Below are 15,314 nucleotides of genomic sequence, written 5' to 3'. Positions count from 1 at the left end.
AACCCCCGGCCGGAAGAAATGTCGGACCCGCGCCCGCAAAGTTGACCTTCCCCCAGGGGGAAGCTGCACGATGGCCTCACCCGATAAGGCAGGGCGACAGATCGCATAGGAGGACGCCATGGGCGCACAGGTCTCGATCGGTGACTTCGCCGTGATGACCAGCCTGAGCAGGAAGGCGCTACGGCACTACCACGACATCGGCATTCTCGAACCGGCCCACATCGACTCTCACACCGGCTACCGCTTCTACGACACCGGCCAGGTCGATTCTGCACACATCATCCGCCGGTTCCGATCTTTGGGTATGTCCATTCCCGACATCAAGGCGCTCCTGAGCACAGAAGACGCCGCGGCCCGCACCGAGATCATCACCACCCATCTCGAACAGATGGAGGAGCAGCTTCAGCAGACTCGTGACGCCGTCGGCGCGCTGCGCGAGTTGCTTTCCCCCGTGCACACACCCGCCCACGTGGAGCTGCATCTCAAGCCGGCGTTCGCGGTGTGGGCCGTGGGCGCCACCATCGACGTCTCCGAGATCGACAGCTGGTTCGGGATGGCGCTGGGGACGCTGCGGGAGGCAGTCGCGGCGGCAGGAAGCGCACCTCTCGGGTTTGTGCCGGGTGGCCTGTACGACCGAGCGCTGTTTCTCGAATCTCGGGGAGAGGCGACACTCTTCGTACCCGCTCCACATTCGGTGCACCCCCCGGAGGGCATCCGCGCAGAGGTCTTGCCTCAGGCCGAGTTCGCGGTGCTCACCCACTCCGGCGGTCACGACGGCATCGACCGCAGTTACGGGGCTCTAGGAATACACGTAAACGAGCATCTGATCAGCGACCAGGGACCGATCCGCGAACACTACATCGGCTCCACGCCCTCGGAACCGTACAACTTCACCGCCACAGAGATCTGCTGGCCGATCTTCAGCACCACCCGACCGCCCGAATGAAGGCAACCCGCCGCCAGCTCATTCTGCGAAACAGTGTGTAACCCAGACCATCCGATCGACCTACACCGAACCCGAACGGTGGCGCCGGACCCGCCACGTTTACCTCGGCGCGCCTTGGCGCGCCCTCCCAAGGAGACACCTGACGTGTACGAGCAGTTCGGCACTTACGGAGCATGGCTCAATCCCGCACTGGGCGACGCCGCCCGTATCCGATACGCGCCTCAACTCGAAGAGCTGGATTACCAGACGATCTGGGTGGGAATCGGCGCAGAACCCGTGGGTGACATGCACCTGCTTGAGCAGATGATTGCCGCGACGCGACATGCGATCATCGCGAGCGCCATCATCAACATGTGGCAGGACGACGCCCGCAGCATCGCCCACCACTACCACCGGATCGTCGACCGCCACGGCCCTCGGCTGATTCTGGGTATCGGTCTCGGCCATCCTGAAAAACGAGACGCCTACGAAAAGCCCTACGAGCGGATGGTCCACTACGTCGACGCACTCCGGGATGGCGGAGTGCCGGCCGAAGCGATCGTGATCGGCGCCCTGGGAACGAACACGCTCACACTGGCCGGCGAGAAGACACTGGGGGCGCACCCCTATCTCACCGTGCCCGCGCACACGCGATATGCCCGAGAAACCCTGGGCAGCAACGCCTTCCTGGCTCCGGAGCACAAGGTGGTACTGACCCAGGACGATGACCAGGCCCGGACGATCGGCCGTCCCGCCGTCCAGAATCCCTACCTCGGCTTGCGCAACTACACCAACAACTTGATGCGGCACGGGTTCACCGAAGCGGATGTCGACGGATCAGGCAGCGACGCACTCATCGACGCCCTGGTCGCTCACGGTTCCCCGGAGACGATCTACGCCCAGATCAACGATCATCTCACGGCTGGCGCCAACCACATCGGCATCCAAGTCTTCGCCGAGGACCCCACGGCCTCGCCGGTGCAGGCCTTCCGCGAGTTGGCCGAACACCGCCCTACCGCTGCAGCAACTCCAACAGATACGCCCCGTAACCGGACTTGAGCAGACCCTGGGCGCGCGCGGCGAGCTGTTCGTCGTCGATGAAGCCCAGCCGCCACGCCACCTCCTCGGGGGCGCTGATCTTCAGGCCCTGGCGCTGCTCGATGGTCCGCACGAAATCGCTTGCATCCAGCAGGGAATCGAAGGTCCCGGTGTCCAGCCAGGCGGTGCCGCGGGCCAGGGTCTCCACCGACAGCCGGCCCTGGGCCAAATAGATCTGATTGATCTCGGTGATCTCGTACTCACCGCGGGCGGACTTCTGCAGCGACCGGGCGATCTCCACCACGTCGTTGTCGTAGAAGTACAGCCCGGGCACCGCGTAATGCGATTTCGGGGTGGCGGGCTTCTCCTCCAGCGACAGCGCCTTGCCCTCGGCGTCGAACTCGACGACACCGTAGGCCGACGGGTTGGCCACCCAGTACGCGAAAATGGCTCCGCCGCTGACATTCTGGAAGCGCCGCAGACCGGTGCCCAGGCCGGGTCCGTAGAAGATGTTGTCGCCCAACACCAGTGCCACCGGCTCGTTGCCGATGTGGTCGGCGCCGATCACGAAGGCCTGCGCCAGTCCGTCGGGTTCGTCCTGCACCGCGTAGGTGAGGTTGATGCCGAGATCGGCACCGTCGCCGAGCAGGCGGTGGAACGCCGCGGCGTCATGGCCGGTGGTGATGATCTGGATATCGCGGATGCCCGCCATCATCAGCGTGCTCAGCGGGTAGTAGATCAGCGGCTTGTCATAGACCGGCAGCAGCTGCTTGCTGATCCCCCGGGTGATCGGGTGCAGCCGGGTGCCCGATCCCCCGGCCAGGATGATGCCGCGCATCTAGGTGTCGAGGTCCCGTTCGGTGAGGCCGGTCGCGGCCAGCGCTGCCTCCAGCGTCTCGTGCCGGAACACCGAGGTGACGTGGTCGTGCACGACCCGGAACGCCGAGGCGTCGGCCACTCCGTCGGCGCCGGTGGCGGTCTGTTCGGCGACGACGACGCCGTCGTGCACGTACAGCTTCCCAACCTCGACGACGCCGCGGCCGGAGTTCTGCACCCAGTCGAGCAGGGCCTGGTGCCCCTGGAACGCGCCGTTCGAGTCGCCGACCTCGACATCTTCGCTGCACAGGGCCAACAGGGTGTCGTTGTCGCCGGCGTTCAGCGCGTCGTGCCAGGCAAGGACGGTGGCAATCTCCGAGGTGCTCATGGGTCCAACCTTAGGGTTCGGCGGGCAGGAGCGAAGCGACCCGGGGGATCAAAACGGCGAGTTGGCCAGCCAGCCGTCCCATACCGAGGCGTCGCCCAGGATGTCCAGGCTCGCTTCGGCGGCGGTGCGCCTGCGGGTGATGGCGAGCAGCAGGTCGACGGCCGAACCGCGGACCGCCGCGTCTCCCTTACCGTGCGCGTGCGACCAGGACAGCCCGTCCTCGTCGTGCACGATCATCCACTCGCCGGTCGGGCCCAGGCCCGCGTCGGTGGCGTGCAGATGCAGCGTCTGGCCGCGCTCGATGGGCATATACCGTGCGGTCGCCAGGTCGATCGATTCACTGACCCCGTCGGCGGCCAGATCGGCGGGCAGGCTGAACTCCTTGCCCAACGCCAGCGCGGCGTCCGCGCGGTGTACGGCCTGCTCGTGCACGCGGCGCCGGATCCACCAGCCCGGGATGTGCGGGCCGACGAAGGTCCACACCTTGACGTGCGGGCCGATGCGCTCCACGGTGTCGATGAGCGCCTGCGCGCCGTCGTTGAGCCAGTCGATCGCCTCATCGATGTCCTCGGGCGGTTTACCGTCGCGCACCTCGCGCGGGTCCAGTGGTTCGGTGCGACGATCGGCGATTATCTGTGTGCACCAACGGTTCCCGCGCCCAACGTGGCGGAACAGCTGTTTCAATGTCCACTCGCCACAGGTCGGCACCGGCGTCGACGGGTCGGCGTCGCGAATCAGTTCACCGAAACTCTTGGTCTGCTCGAGCAGGGCGGCTCGGAAATCCACAACTACGACCGTAGCGCGGTACGGGAGTCGCCGAGGGCGATTGGCAGGCTGGACCACCCGCGTAGCACCCGGGTCTCGCGGCGGGTCCCGGCACCGGCCAGCTGAGCGTTCGGGTAGCGCTCGAAGAACGTCCGCAGCCCCACCTCGCCCTCGGCACGGGCCAGTGCCGCGCCCAGGCAGAAGTGCCGCCCGCCGGAGAACGACAGGTGCCGGCCGGCGTTGTCGCGTTCGATGTCGAAGCGGTGCGGATCGGTGAAGACGTTCGGGTCGCGGTTGGCGCCGGAGATGTAGACCAGGATCCCGGAGCCGGCGGGCACGTGCTTACCACCGAGTTCGACGTCCTTGACCGCGATGCGGGCGCTGAGCTGCACCGGCGATTCCAGCCGCAGGATCTCCTCGACGGCGGTCGGCCACAGCTCGGGACGTTCGGCAAGGGTCTGCAGGTGCTCGGGGTGTTCCAGCAGCAGCCGGATCCCGCTGCCCAGCAGGTTGACGGTGGTCTCGAAGCCGGCGGCAAGCACCAGTCCGGCGGTGGCCACCAGTTCGCGCTGCGTCAGCGGCCCCTCCTCCGACGCTTCCGAGGCGCGGATGATCTGGCTCATCAGATCGTCGCCCGGGTTGCATCGCAGCTCCTCCAGGTGCGCCGAGAGCCAGTCGTTGAAGCCTTGCACGGCGCCGCTGACCACCTTGTACTGCGGCCAGGTCAGCCCGATGTCCAGGCTCGCCGCGCCGTGCTCGCCGAACTCGAGGATGTGCGGGCGGGCCTCTTCAGGCACTCCGAGGATGTCGCCGATGACGGTGACGGGCAGCTGCCCGCAGTAGCGCTGGACGATATCGACGGTGCCGGTCTCGTCGGCGAGATCGTCGAGCAGCCGGTTGGCGGTGTCCTGCACCCTGTCCCGCAACGCGGCGACGGCCCGGGTGGTGAACACCGAGGACACCAGCTTGCGGTAGCGGGTGTGCGCCGGGGCCTCCACCGACAGCATGGACGGCGGCTGCAGGGGGTGCAGCACATCGGGTTTGGTGCGGTCGATGACCCACTGCAGCGGTTTGGGCAGGTTCGATCCGAGTTCCAGGACGCGGAAGTCCTCGGAGCGCAGCACGTCACTGCAGATCTTGTGGTCGACGCTCATGTAGACGACGCGGGCCTTGACGAGGGGGCCTTGGGCGCGCAGTTCTTCGGTGAACGGGACCGGGTCCTCCCGCACCGAGAGATCGGCGATCAGCCGGCCCTGGGGATCGCCGCGGCGGGCGAACCGCTTGGAGACGCCACGGATGACGCCGTGCATGGCCAGCCAGTGGAGGCGTTGTTTGATCGGGCCCTGCGTCATGACACTCCCCTGTGTCGATTCCCCGGGTCGATACGTCCCACCCGCCGGAACCGAATCGTGGTTCGGTACTGTGATGGCAGCCTACCGAATTACAATTCGGTATGGCAAGGATCCGGATCCCGGCGGCACAGCGGCGTGCCCGCATCCTCGATGCGGCCGTCGAAGCCTTCGCCGAACACGGGTTCGCCGAGGCAAAGATGCAGGACATCGCCAAGCTCGCCGGGGTGGTGCCCTCGGTGCTCTACGACCATTTCGGTTCCAAACGCGAGCTGCACATCGCCGTCCTGGAGCTGCACGCCGAGCAGCTGCGGGAACGTTCGCTGCGCCGGGTCGAGGGCGCCACCGCCGAGGAACTGGTGCGTGCGAGCATCTCCAACTACTTCGAGTTCGTCGAGGCCGATCCGTTCATGTGGAGGTTCCTGCACCGCGATCCGCCGGCCGACCCGCAGACCGCGGCGGTGGTTCAGGAGATCGCCGACCGCGGCACCGCGGCGATCGCCGATCTGATCCGCTTCGGCGCCGGTGACACCACCTCGGTGCGGGGTATCAGCCTCGACGATTCGGCGTGGATCCTGGCGCGCGCCACCCAGTCGGCCTGCCACGGGGTGGCCACCTGGTGGTACGAGAACCGTGAGGCGCCCCGGGAACGGGTCGTGGAACTGGTGACGATGCTGCTGTGGCAGGGCTTCGACGGGCTGCTCAAACAGGCATCGCGTTAGGTGTTGCGGCCGCCGTTGACGCCGAGCAGCTGGCCGGTGATGTAACCGGCCTCCTCGGAGATCAGGAACGAGCACGCCGCGGCGATGTCCTCGGGTTTTCCCATCCGCCGCACCGGTGTCGCGGCGATGGTGTCGTTGATATCGCCCAGCAGTCCACGAGTTTCGGCGCCGCGCAGCATCGGGGTGTCGATGAAGCCCGGCGGCACCGCGTTGACGGTGATGCCGAACTGGCCGTACTCCAGCGCCAACGATTTCGTCAGGCCGTTCACCGCGGACTTGGCCGAGACGTAGTGGCTCATGAACGGCACACCCGAATGCGTGCTGGAGGAGGAGATGTTCACGATCCGGCCCCAGCCCGCCTCGATCATGTCGGGCAGCACGGCTTGCACGGTGTGGAAGACACCGTGCAGGTTCACGTTGATCACCCGCTGCCACTCCTCGAAGGTGATGTCGGTGAACTGCTTGAAGCCGTCGAGGCCGGCCGAGTTCACCAGAATAGCTATGGGGCCCAGCTGTTCGCGGATCTGATCCAAAGCGGCGTCGACCTGTGCGCGGTCGGTCACGTCGGCGGCGAAAGAGAAGTCGTCGGCGGAGGCAGTCAGATCGAGGGTGGCCACGCGGTAGCCGTCCGCCCCGAGCCGTTGCGCGATGGCCCGCCCGATGCCGGATCCGCCGCCGGTGACCACTGCAGTCCTCATTTGGTTCCCTTCGTGAAATCGGTTGTAGGCGAACGCCGTGGAGCACGCAGCCCCAGCGTCCGTCGCCCGGTCTCGACCAGATGGCCGAGCAGGTCGTCGTCATCGATGGTGATCCAGGCGGGCCCGACGGCGCCGGCGATACCGCCGACCACGACGGCCGCCTTCACCAGCCCGCCGGGTCCGGGTTCGACGTCGGCGAGCAGGGTCATCTGCCGTTCGATGAGCTCGGCCCAGCCGGGTTGGGTGCTGAGCTGGCGGATGACACTGGGGTCGCCGCCGAGGACGGAGACGAGGGCACGGTGACGCACCGCGATCTCGGCGTAGCCGCACAGCATGGCGTCCGCCCGGGCCGACACGCCGCGTAAGGTCTCCGCGGCGTCGACGACGGTCTCCAGCTGCCGGAAGATCGGCTCGACGACGGCGGTGAGCAGCTGTTCGCGTGTCCGGAAGTGGTAGTAGATGGCCGCTTTGGTGAACCCGAGTTCGTCGGCGATCATCTGCAGCGAGGTGCCTGCGAAGCTGTGCCGGCCGAAGAGTTCGATCGCGGCATCGATGAGCCGCGTGCGGGTGCCCGCTGCGTCCATGGCACTCTCCCCACTCCCGGCGTACTTGCCGATCGTAAAGCAGACTACTTGCCGATCGTAAAGCGGGGGATGTCAAAGATCGGGCCGCGCCCGAAAACGCGGCCCGATCGGTGAGGAAAGGTCAGTTGCAGAAGATCAGGAAGCAATTGCCACCCTGGCCACCGCCGCCCTGACCACCCTGGTCGCCGCCGCGGCCACCGGACTCGCCACGGCCGTAGTCGCCACGCGAACCGGAGTCACCCCGGGAACCCTCGGAATTGCCTCCACCCGAACCGTTTCCACCGTTGCCGCCGGTCGGCCAGGGCCACTGCGGCTGCTGCGGTTGTTGCGACGTGGGCTGCTGCGGCTGCGGCTGTTGAGGCTGCGGCTGCTGCGGGTAACTCGGGTAGTCGTCGTCGTCATAGTCCGGATAGTCGGGCTGCTGCGTCTGGCGCGGCTTCTGCTCCCACGGCGGACGCCAGACCGGCCACTGCGGGCGCGGCAGCACGATCACCGGAGGTGGCAGCACCACGGGCGGTGTCCATACCGGCGGCACCACGGGCGGCGCGACCGGAGCGGGAGCCGGCGGCGGGGCCACCGGGGCGGGGGCCGGGGCCGGCGCCTGCGGTACGGGGGCCTGCTCGACGTACACCTGCCGGGGCGCCTGTTGCGGAGCCTGCTGCACAACAGGGATGGGCGCCTTGATGGTCTCGGCGGGCGCCGGGGGCGGAGCCGGGGCCGGTTGCACCGGCAGCGCTTCGGGTACCGGCTTCGGAGCGGGGGCCTGCACGCTCGGCGCGACCGCGGCGCGCGCCGGCGCGGGGCGCTCATCGGCGGTCGGACGGATGCTGACGGCCAGCGAGATCGCGAGCGCGACGACGCCGATCACGAAGATCGACGCCATGCTGCCGACCAGCAGGAAGGGCTTGTGGCCCTCCGGCACGGGTTCGGCGTCCAGGTCGGCGGGATCGTCGGGGACGTCGACGTAGTTCGGGACCGACGAGGGCGCCAGCTGGGTGTCGGCGGCGGCGGCCAGTACGGATCCCGCAGTGGGACCGTCGGGGTCCAGTGAGTAGGCCAGGCCGACGGTGGAGGCCTCGAACATGGGGGCGCTCGCCGAGGCCAGGGCCGCGCCGCGCGCCAGCGCAAGCCCGGATTCCTCCGGAGCGCTGACCGGGATGTCGACGAGATCGCTCAGATGCTCTTTCACCGACGCCACGTCGACACCGGAGCCGACGACGAACATGCCCTCCGGCGCGGTGTCCTGCCCGGCGACCGCGGCGGCCATATCGGCCAGGACGGCCATCGCGTCGGTGCTGTGCAGGCTGCGGCTGAGCACCTTGACCACCGAGCCGTCGTCACCGCGCACCACCGACAGGGTGGCGGTGTCGCGGTTGAGGAACAACAAGGCCGTGGAGCCGTAGCCGACGGCCCTACCGGCCGCCTGGGCCAGCGCGCCGGCGGCGTGCAGTTCGGATACCAACATGACGTCGTTGATGCCGTGAGCATCGAGCGCGTCGCGCAGCGCGGAGGCGTCGGCGTGATCGGTCCAGGTGACCCCGATCGATTTCAGATGGTGCCCGCCGGCCTGCGCACTCTCCTGGGTTCCGAGCACCGCCTGCACGACCTGATCTGCCGCACTGAGCGTTGCTGAGTCACCCGATGCCGAGACCTCGAAGACATCGTGGTCGACGGTTGCGCCGTCGCCCTTCTCGCCCTCCACCAGCACCATGCGCACCGTGGTAGGTGTCATCGATACACCTAATACGATGTCCACTTGCCCCTCCAAAGTGTTTGCTACGTGACTCGTTTCGTCGACGCCGTGCAGGCGACAGAAACCGGCAACTAGATAGTTCATCGCCGTGAGCAGCGCCGTCGTTACAGTCGGCGGCGTTAGCTAGAGCACGAAATAAACCCTACGCGGGTTCAGGGTTTGACGAAGTTCAGATACGACTTCGACGGGGTGGGCCCACGCTGCCCCTGGTACTTGGAACCGGCCGCCGAGGAGCCGTACGGATGCTCGGCCGGGCTGGTCAGCCGCAGCAGACACAGCTGCCCGATCTTCATCCCCGGCCACAGCGTGATCGGCAGGTTGGCGACGTTGGACAGCTCCAGGGTGATGTGCCCGGTGAAGCCCGGATCGATGAATCCGGCCGTCGAGTGCGTCAGCAGCCCGAGCCGTCCCAGCGACGACTTGCCCTCCAGCCGGCCGGCCAGATCGTCGGGCAGCGCACAGCGCTCCAGCGTGGAGCCGAGCACGAACTCGCCGGGGTGCAGCACGAACGGCTCACCCTCCTTGGGCTCGACCAGCGTGGTCAGGTCGTCCTGGCGCAGCGCCGGGTCGATGTGGGTGTAGCGGGTGTTGTTGAAGACCCGGAACAGGCTGTCCAGGCGCACGTCGATGCTCGACGGTTGAACGAGGGAGTCATCGTGCGGGTCCAGCGCCAGCCGGCCCGCGGCGATCTCGGCGCGGATATCGCGATCGGAGAGCAGCACGCGACGAGCGTAACCGGCTCAGGTCATGGACATGCCGGTGGCGCGTCGGCGCGCACCGGTGCATCGGCGGGCAACGTGTAGGTGACCACCGCGTTGGCGTCGTGCGGGCTGTCGTTGCGCACGATGTGCGGCACCCCGGCCGGAATGAAGATGGCCTGCCCGGCCAGATACGGCGTCGACGCGCACTGCTGCGCGGTCTGGATGGACACCGTGCCACCGGTGATGACGGTGTGTTCCGGGCCGGGGTGGGTGTGCCAGCCGCTGCTCGACGGCGGGTGCAGCAGCAGTTCCTGGACGTAGAACGTGGTCGGGCCCGAGGTGTCGATCTGCACGGGCTCGGAGCTGGTGCCTTCGGCGAGGTCGGTGCGTTCGACGTCGCCCTCGGCGGGTGTGGCAGCGGCGGTGGGTGCCGAGATGACGGCCAAGGTCGCCAGGACGGCGGCGAGACGTTTCATCAATCCCCCATCTCATGAACTGGTAAGGCCTGGATGCTAGCCTTCCTGATCGAGCATGCCGATGTAGTTCAATGGCAGAACATCAGCTTCCCAAGCTGAATACGCGGGTTCGATTCCCGTCATCGGCTCCACGTTGACCAGCAGTAATACTGTTGGAATCTGTTCGAATGAACCCCTCAGGGGTCACATCTCCGATGGAGCTTTTGTTCCGACGATCCAGCAAGTCATTCGGCGAGCATCGAGACGTCGTCGTGCGAATGAGCACAGATCCGCAGTGTCAGGGATCCGATCTGAGTGCCGACTTCATGCAGCGAAGACACCACCGGTACCCGTCAAGGTGCAACCGAGTGGCCGCGGACCCCTACCGCCAGTAGCCAGTTTGGAGACTTGATCGAGGTCGCGATCCCGGACCGGAACTCGGTTGGGGGTCGCATATCTCCAGTAGGCCGAGTGGGCCCATGTCGACGGGCGCTCTTGTAGAGTCGGCGAGACGGACGCCGACGATTGGCAGGCGTTGCAGCGGACTGGGGACGTAATTGGCCAACACTGTAGTCGCTCTCGACGGCATCACCGTTGTCGTTCGAGGGCATTTCAATGCCGCGATTTTTTCGCCACTGTGGCTGCTCCAACAAAATCTCATCGGCCCTTCGGACTTCGCAGATGCGAAGATCGAGGTGATTACGAGTGAATTTGCTTCATTCAGTACTGGATGGCTCGATTGCCAAATAGTTCCGGATACACTTCAACTTGCCACCGCAGATCCCGCAGATTTTGAGCGTGTACGAGATGTTGCTATGGGGATACTGAATACATTGCCTCATACGCCCATTGCTGCGGTCGGCATTAACCGTGCATTGCACTTCCAAGCACGGACTCCTGACCAATACCATGCTATCGGCGATCGTTTAGCTCCAAAGGACTTCTGGGAGCCTCTCGTCGAGTTCCCGGGAACACGAGATGTAACTATCTGGGGTTCACGGCCCGATTCCCACGGCGGACGAATTCAAATACAAGTTGAACCGTCATTCCGGTTCGCTGGGCACATCTTCGTATCGCACAACGAGCACTTCAACCTGCGAACTGTCGAACACCGGGCGACCTCGCGGGACGAAGCGTGGTCGATGGAGTCCACGAACGCACCAAGTGAACCGTCCGCGGCCAACATACCGATCGCCAGCGAAATACTCTCGACGGTTTGGGCGTCATGTATAAAGCGGTCAGATGACGTAGTAGAGGCTCTAGTGAGGATTCAGTGACACTTGCCCCGGAAATGGCGAACTCCGCTCGTAGCTATGTATCGTCTGAGACCATCCGCGGCTGGAGCAAATACCGGCGCGAATGGCTCCGCGAACAGTACGGCTCAGCGCCTGCCACGGTGTCAGCTGAAACTAGTATCGGCGCGTTGAAGCAACCCGCTGTGGATGCGGATGTAGTGCGAGAGCAAGCGTTTCGCGAACTGCGCAAAAAGCAGTTGGCAGCGGTAAAGGCGGCATTCGACCGAGTCGACGACCAAGCCAGTGAGCAATGGACTACCCCTTCGGTCAAAGTTACCGGGATGGAAAAGTGGGAGGGCCGAGTCCTCGAGGTCGATGATGATCTGTTCTCGGTGGAATTGACGCACTTCGGTGAGGGGCCTGAGGTGATCGCCGACTTCGCAAGGGACAAACTCGCTGAGGGCGACGAAGTGCAACCCGGCGATGTTGTGTATGTCACGGTGCGAACGGTGCGAGCGCCAGGAGGACCCACGACGACCTCAGCGATTCGCCTTCGTCGACTGGGCAGATGGACCGAAGACGAGGTCGCCGATCAAAAGCGAAGGGCGCGCGACCAACTGGCTGAACTAGTCAATTACATTGACTAGTTTGCACGGTGACCCGCCACGTCATGACGAGATCGAGGTATCCATCTTCGGCCCCGGCAAAGGCGAGTCAATTGCCGTCCACATAGGTGGCGGTGAGTGGATAATAGTGGATTCATGTGTTGATAAAAAATCTGGCGAAATTCCAGTTCTCCAGTATTTACATCGCATCGGCGTGACCGCTTCAAAAGCTGTAAAGCTCGTCGTTGGTACCCACGCACATGACGATCACATCGCAGGACTTTCCCGCGTGTACGATGCTTGCGAATCGGCCTCATTTATTTGCTCGGCGGCACTAACCACCGAGGAGTTCTTGCACGACGTTAACGCAGATGCGGATATCGAGGCGCAACTTCGCAAAACCATTCGCAGCGAGTACCGCCAGATCTTCGAGACGGTAAAAACACGGCCTGTCGGGCGCAGACTAAAGCACGCGCAACAGGAGCTACCCTTGTTCTCCCGCCAAGGCACTCAAGATACTCCTGCTGCGGCTGTGACAGCGATGTCGCCGTCAAGCGAAGCCTTTGAGCGAGCGAGGGCTGAAATCGCCGCTGGCCTGAGTACCGCTGATCAACGAAAACGTCTACGCTCCACTGATCCGAACGACCTCGCGGTAGCACTCCTCATTACGGTAGGAAGCACCAACGTCATACTGGGAGCAGACCTACTTCGGGGTCCGTCTGGGTGTGGATGGAATGGAGTTCTGGCTGCGTTTCGGCCGGAACCCCTTGCCAGTCTGTTCAAAGTTCCTCATCATGGGGCACCCAACGCTCACCATGAAGACGTGTGGACGCAGCTTTTAACCGATGACGTCGTCGCGGTGTTGGCGCCGTTCAGAGCTGGAGTCACGCCGCGCCCTCAGCCCGAAGACGTTCGGCGGCTGAAGGATCGCGCGTCGGCAGTGTATTCCTCGGCAAACCCGAAGCGTCCCGCGCCGGCTAGGGCCGTGCGTCGCACTCAGTCGATGTTAAGCGGTATTGCACAGAACGTCCGGACGGAAGGTCTGAGCGGCCAGATTAGGGCCCGTAGACCGGCGCACGGCGCCTCCAATTGGGACGTGACGCCATTTTCGCCGGGTATGAAGCTATAGCGGTCTCGGACTTGCCGCCTGCTCGAACTGGACAACGAACCATAGTTACCCTGGGACGCTGGCTCAGTACTCGTTTGGGGGATATCGGTGAGTTGGGCGGGCAGCGGTTCTGCGATGCCAAGACCGGCGTACTAGGTGTCGGGCCGCGCGATCCGGCGCGGAGCGTGATACGCGCCCCACCGAAGGTCCTTGATTCCGCTGTGCGCCAGCTGAATTGCAGTGGTGGCGTGCCGGTTTTCGCCACACCCGCCCCGGGATGGGATCGAGGTAGAGGACCCGCACGAGGAGCCGATCATCTGAGCTGGGGAAGCACGTCCTTCTCCCAGGCGGCGAAGAAGCCCTCTTTGTCGGGTCCGATCTGCTGGACGTAGACCTCGTCGATGTCGGCGTCCAGGTACGAACGCGCCTGCGCGACATGTTTGTCCACATCCGGCCCGCAGGTGATGCTCTCGGTCATGGATTCCCGTGGGACCAGCGACATCGCGTCCTCGAAATCCTGTGGTCGCGGCAAGGTCTGCGCGAGTTGGCCGGGCAACATGTCGTTGGCCCACAGGCGGTGCGCGGCGTCGATGCCGGCGTCGGTGTCACGATCCCAACTCACCTTCATGCCGCCCTGCACCGGCTTGTCGCCGCCGCCCGCGGCGCGGAAGGTCTTCACCAGGTCGGCATCGGCCATCGTCAGGCAGTAGCCGTCGCCGATGCGTCCGGCGAGTTCTGCGGACTGGGGGCCGAATCCGGACACGTAGATCGGCACGGGCTGCTCGGGCAGGGTGTAGATCCGGGCCTCCTGGACCTCGTAATGCAGACCATGGTGGCTGATCACCTTCCCGGTATGCAGGAGACGGATGAGCTCCACCGCCTCCTCGAGCATCTCCAGTCGCACGCCCGGAGACGGCCACGGGTCACCGAGAATGTGCTCGTTCAGCGCCTCCCCGCTGCCGACACCGAAGACGAACCGCCCGTCGAGTTGAACCGCCGCGGTGGCGGCCGCCTGCGCGAGGATCGCCGGGTGGATCCGGATGGTCGGGCAGGTCACGGCGGTGGACACCGGCAGCGATGTCACCTCGGACAGCGCACCGATGACACCCCAGACGAACGCGCTCTCGCCCTGCTCGTCGTTCCACGGGTGGAAGTGATCGGATATCCACAGCCGGTCGAAGCCGGCGGCCTCGGCGCGTCGCGCCTGATCGACCAACTCTTTGGGGTTGTACTGCTCGGCCGACAGGAAGTATCCGATGCTCGTCATGGCCCACGGTTACCCGCTGGCGCAGCGATGAACCAGGCGTGGCCCTACTCAGGATCACCCATCAATGTCGCCACGTAATCGTCGACATAGGTCGACAGCTCCCGCGGCGGCCGCTGGTAGCTCTCGCTGGGCGCCGCGCGCTTGGGCAGAGTGACCTTCGGCTTCTTCACGGCGTGGTAGTCGATGGTCGACAGCAGATGGTTCATCATGTTCAGTCGCGCATGCTTCTTGATATCGGACTCCACCACGTACCACGGGCTCAGCGGGGTGTCGGTGTGCACCATCATCTGGTCCTTGGCGCGCGAGTAGTCCTCCCAGCGGTACACCGATTCCATGTCCATCGGCGACAACTTCCATTGCCGCACAGGGTCTTTCAGTCGCGATTTGAACCGGCGGAGCTGCTCGTCATCGGACACCGAGAACCAATACTTGCGCAACAGGATCCCGTCCTCGATCAACATCTGCTCGAAAACCGGTGTATGACGCAGAAACAGCTCGTGCTCGGCGGGAGTGCAGAAACCCATCACGAACTCGACTCCCGCGCGGTTGTACCAGGACCTGTCGAACAGCACGATCTCACCCTTGGCGGGCAACTGCGAGATGTAGCGCTGGTAGTACCACTGGCCGCGCTCACGATCGCTGGGCGCGGGCAGTGCCTCGATCCGGGCGATGCGCGGGCTCAGATATTCGGTGATCCGCTTGATCGTGCCGCCCTTGCCGGCCGCGTCGCGGCCTTCGAAGACCACGACGACGCGCGCGCCGGTGTGCTTCACCCACTCCTGCAGCTTCACGAATTCGGTCTGGAGGCGAAACAACTCGGCCTCATAGACGTCGTTGGCGATCTTGGGCGGGCGGCGCTTCTTCAGCGCCTTCGCCGGTTTACCTTGTGCCGATTCGTTCATCTT

Annotated in this window: 17 protein-coding genes and 1 tRNA gene; 7 read left to right on the top strand and 11 right to left on the bottom strand. The window is 65.1% G+C overall.

Features of this window, described 5'->3' with window-relative positions; genetic code table 11:
• Window positions 1–118: 118 nt before the first annotated feature.
• The gene (locus C6A86_RS02400; protein ID WP_105361775.1) at window positions 119–946 is read left to right on the top strand and encodes a MerR family transcriptional regulator; all 828 of its coding nucleotides are present in this window, start codon (window positions 119–121) and stop codon (window positions 944–946) included.
• 144 nt (window positions 947–1,090) lie between these two features.
• Complete coding sequence (locus tag C6A86_RS02395; protein WP_105361774.1) at window positions 1,091–1,984, top strand: TIGR03620 family F420-dependent LLM class oxidoreductase; 894 nt, start codon at window positions 1,091–1,093, stop codon at window positions 1,982–1,984.
• Here the strand turns inward: C6A86_RS02395 and rfbA are convergent.
• From rfbA to C6A86_RS02375, 4 genes are read right to left on the bottom strand one after another with little or no spacing between them, the layout of a single operon-like run.
• Window positions 1,938–2,801: a glucose-1-phosphate thymidylyltransferase RfbA gene (rfbA, locus tag C6A86_RS02390; protein ID WP_105361773.1), complete on the bottom strand. Its 864-nt coding sequence runs from the start codon at window positions 2,799–2,801 to the stop codon at window positions 1,938–1,940. The two genes, C6A86_RS02395 and rfbA, sit on opposite strands and share 47 nt — an antisense overlap.
• Window positions 2,802–3,167 (bottom strand): nuclear transport factor 2 family protein, encoded by a 366-nt coding sequence (locus tag C6A86_RS02385; protein WP_105361772.1) that lies wholly within the window; start codon window positions 3,165–3,167, stop codon window positions 2,802–2,804.
• Between the two features lie 48 nt (window positions 3,168–3,215).
• On the bottom strand, window positions 3,216–3,953 hold the full coding sequence (locus C6A86_RS02380) for a maleylpyruvate isomerase family mycothiol-dependent enzyme (RefSeq protein WP_105361771.1): 738 nt from the start codon (window positions 3,951–3,953) through the stop codon (window positions 3,216–3,218).
• Between the two features lie 2 nt (window positions 3,954–3,955).
• Entirely contained in the window at window positions 3,956–5,284 is a 1,329-nt protein-coding gene (locus tag C6A86_RS02375; protein WP_105361770.1) for a cytochrome P450, read from the bottom strand.
• Between the two features lie 101 nt (window positions 5,285–5,385).
• On the opposite strand from C6A86_RS02375, the gene C6A86_RS02370 reads away from it, so the two are divergent.
• Window positions 5,386–6,003 (top strand): TetR/AcrR family transcriptional regulator, encoded by a 618-nt coding sequence (locus tag C6A86_RS02370; protein WP_105361769.1) that lies wholly within the window; start codon window positions 5,386–5,388, stop codon window positions 6,001–6,003.
• On the opposite strand, the gene C6A86_RS02365 is transcribed toward C6A86_RS02370, so the two are convergent.
• The 5 genes from C6A86_RS02365 to C6A86_RS02345 form a co-directional block, all read right to left on the bottom strand.
• A complete protein-coding gene (locus tag C6A86_RS02365) occupies window positions 6,000–6,701 on the bottom strand; it encodes an SDR family NAD(P)-dependent oxidoreductase (protein ID WP_105361768.1) in 702 nt (233 codons plus the stop codon). The genes C6A86_RS02370 and C6A86_RS02365 overlap by 4 nt on opposite strands.
• Complete coding sequence (locus tag C6A86_RS02360; protein WP_105361767.1) at window positions 6,698–7,285, bottom strand: TetR/AcrR family transcriptional regulator; 588 nt, start codon at window positions 7,283–7,285, stop codon at window positions 6,698–6,700. The genes C6A86_RS02365 and C6A86_RS02360 overlap by 4 nt, the downstream gene beginning before the upstream one ends.
• Window positions 7,286–7,406: 121 nt before the next feature.
• Complete coding sequence (locus C6A86_RS02355) at window positions 7,407–9,041, bottom strand: hypothetical protein (protein ID WP_311101013.1); 1,635 nt, start codon at window positions 9,039–9,041, stop codon at window positions 7,407–7,409.
• A 149-nt stretch (window positions 9,042–9,190) separates the two neighbouring features.
• Window positions 9,191–9,760, bottom strand: a complete 570-nt coding sequence (gene dcd, locus C6A86_RS02350; protein ID WP_105361689.1) for a dCTP deaminase — start codon at window positions 9,758–9,760, stop codon at window positions 9,191–9,193.
• Window positions 9,761–9,783: 23 nt separating this feature from the next.
• On the bottom strand, window positions 9,784–10,215 hold the full coding sequence (locus C6A86_RS02345) for a cupin domain-containing protein (RefSeq protein WP_105361690.1): 432 nt from the start codon (window positions 10,213–10,215) through the stop codon (window positions 9,784–9,786).
• A gap of 57 nt (window positions 10,216–10,272) precedes the next feature.
• Here C6A86_RS02345 and C6A86_RS02340 point away from each other — a divergent pair.
• From C6A86_RS02340 to C6A86_RS02325, 4 genes are all read left to right on the top strand, one after another.
• Window positions 10,273–10,346 (top strand) — tRNA-Gly (locus C6A86_RS02340).
• Window positions 10,347–10,751: 405 nt separating this feature from the next.
• Window positions 10,752–11,471: a hypothetical protein gene (locus tag C6A86_RS02335; RefSeq protein WP_142406874.1), complete on the top strand. Its 720-nt coding sequence runs from the start codon at window positions 10,752–10,754 to the stop codon at window positions 11,469–11,471.
• Window positions 11,468–12,076 (top strand): hypothetical protein, encoded by a 609-nt coding sequence (locus C6A86_RS02330; RefSeq protein ID WP_142406875.1) that lies wholly within the window; start codon window positions 11,468–11,470, stop codon window positions 12,074–12,076. Before C6A86_RS02335 ends, C6A86_RS02330 begins: the two co-directional genes overlap by 4 nt.
• A 1-nt stretch (window position 12,077) precedes the next feature.
• Entirely contained in the window at window positions 12,078–13,163 is a 1,086-nt protein-coding gene (locus C6A86_RS02325; RefSeq protein ID WP_311101012.1) for a hypothetical protein, read from the top strand.
• Window positions 13,164–13,455: 292 nt separating this feature from the next.
• On the opposite strand, the gene C6A86_RS02320 is transcribed toward C6A86_RS02325, so the two are convergent.
• Together C6A86_RS02320 and ppk2 are read right to left on the bottom strand one after the other, a co-directional pair.
• Window positions 13,456–14,409 carry a TIGR03557 family F420-dependent LLM class oxidoreductase gene (locus C6A86_RS02320; protein ID WP_105361692.1) on the bottom strand — a complete coding sequence of 318 codons (954 nt, stop codon included), beginning with the start codon at window positions 14,407–14,409 and terminating at the stop codon, window positions 13,456–13,458.
• A gap of 44 nt (window positions 14,410–14,453) precedes the next feature.
• On the bottom strand, window positions 14,454–15,311 hold the full coding sequence (ppk2, locus tag C6A86_RS02315) for a polyphosphate kinase 2 (protein ID WP_311101011.1): 858 nt from the start codon (window positions 15,309–15,311) through the stop codon (window positions 14,454–14,456).
• Window positions 15,312–15,314 lie beyond the last annotated feature (3 nt).

The sequence above is a fragment of the Mycobacterium sp. ITM-2016-00316 genome, assembly GCF_002968335.2.
In the GTDB taxonomy this organism is placed as follows: Bacteria; Actinomycetota; Actinomycetes; order Mycobacteriales; family Mycobacteriaceae; genus Mycobacterium.
This window is presented reverse-complemented; position numbering and strand designations above follow the sequence as displayed.

Coding starts and splice junctions, on each gene's coding strand:
- C6A86_RS02400 (WP_105361775.1), top strand. CDS start 119: ATGGGCGCACAGGTCTCGATCGGTGACTTCGCCGTGATGACCAGCCTG.
- rfbA (WP_105361773.1), bottom strand. CDS start 2,801: ATGCGCGGCATCATCCTGGCCGGGGGATCGGGCACCCGGCTGCACCCG.
- C6A86_RS02385 (WP_105361772.1), bottom strand. CDS start 3,167: ATGAGCACCTCGGAGATTGCCACCGTCCTTGCCTGGCACGACGCGCTG.
- C6A86_RS02375 (WP_105361770.1), bottom strand. CDS start 5,284: ATGACGCAGGGCCCGATCAAACAACGCCTCCACTGGCTGGCCATGCAC.
- C6A86_RS02370 (WP_105361769.1), top strand. CDS start 5,386: ATGGCAAGGATCCGGATCCCGGCGGCACAGCGGCGTGCCCGCATCCTC.
- C6A86_RS02365 (WP_105361768.1), bottom strand. CDS start 6,701: ATGAGGACTGCAGTGGTCACCGGCGGCGGATCCGGCATCGGGCGGGCC.
- C6A86_RS02360 (WP_105361767.1), bottom strand. CDS start 7,285: ATGGACGCAGCGGGCACCCGCACGCGGCTCATCGATGCCGCGATCGAA.
- C6A86_RS02345 (WP_105361690.1), bottom strand. CDS start 10,215: ATGAAACGTCTCGCCGCCGTCCTGGCGACCTTGGCCGTCATCTCGGCA.
- C6A86_RS02320 (WP_105361692.1), bottom strand. CDS start 14,409: ATGACGAGCATCGGATACTTCCTGTCGGCCGAGCAGTACAACCCCAAA.
- ppk2 (WP_311101011.1), bottom strand. CDS start 15,311: ATGAACGAATCGGCACAAGGTAAACCGGCGAAGGCGCTGAAGAAGCGC.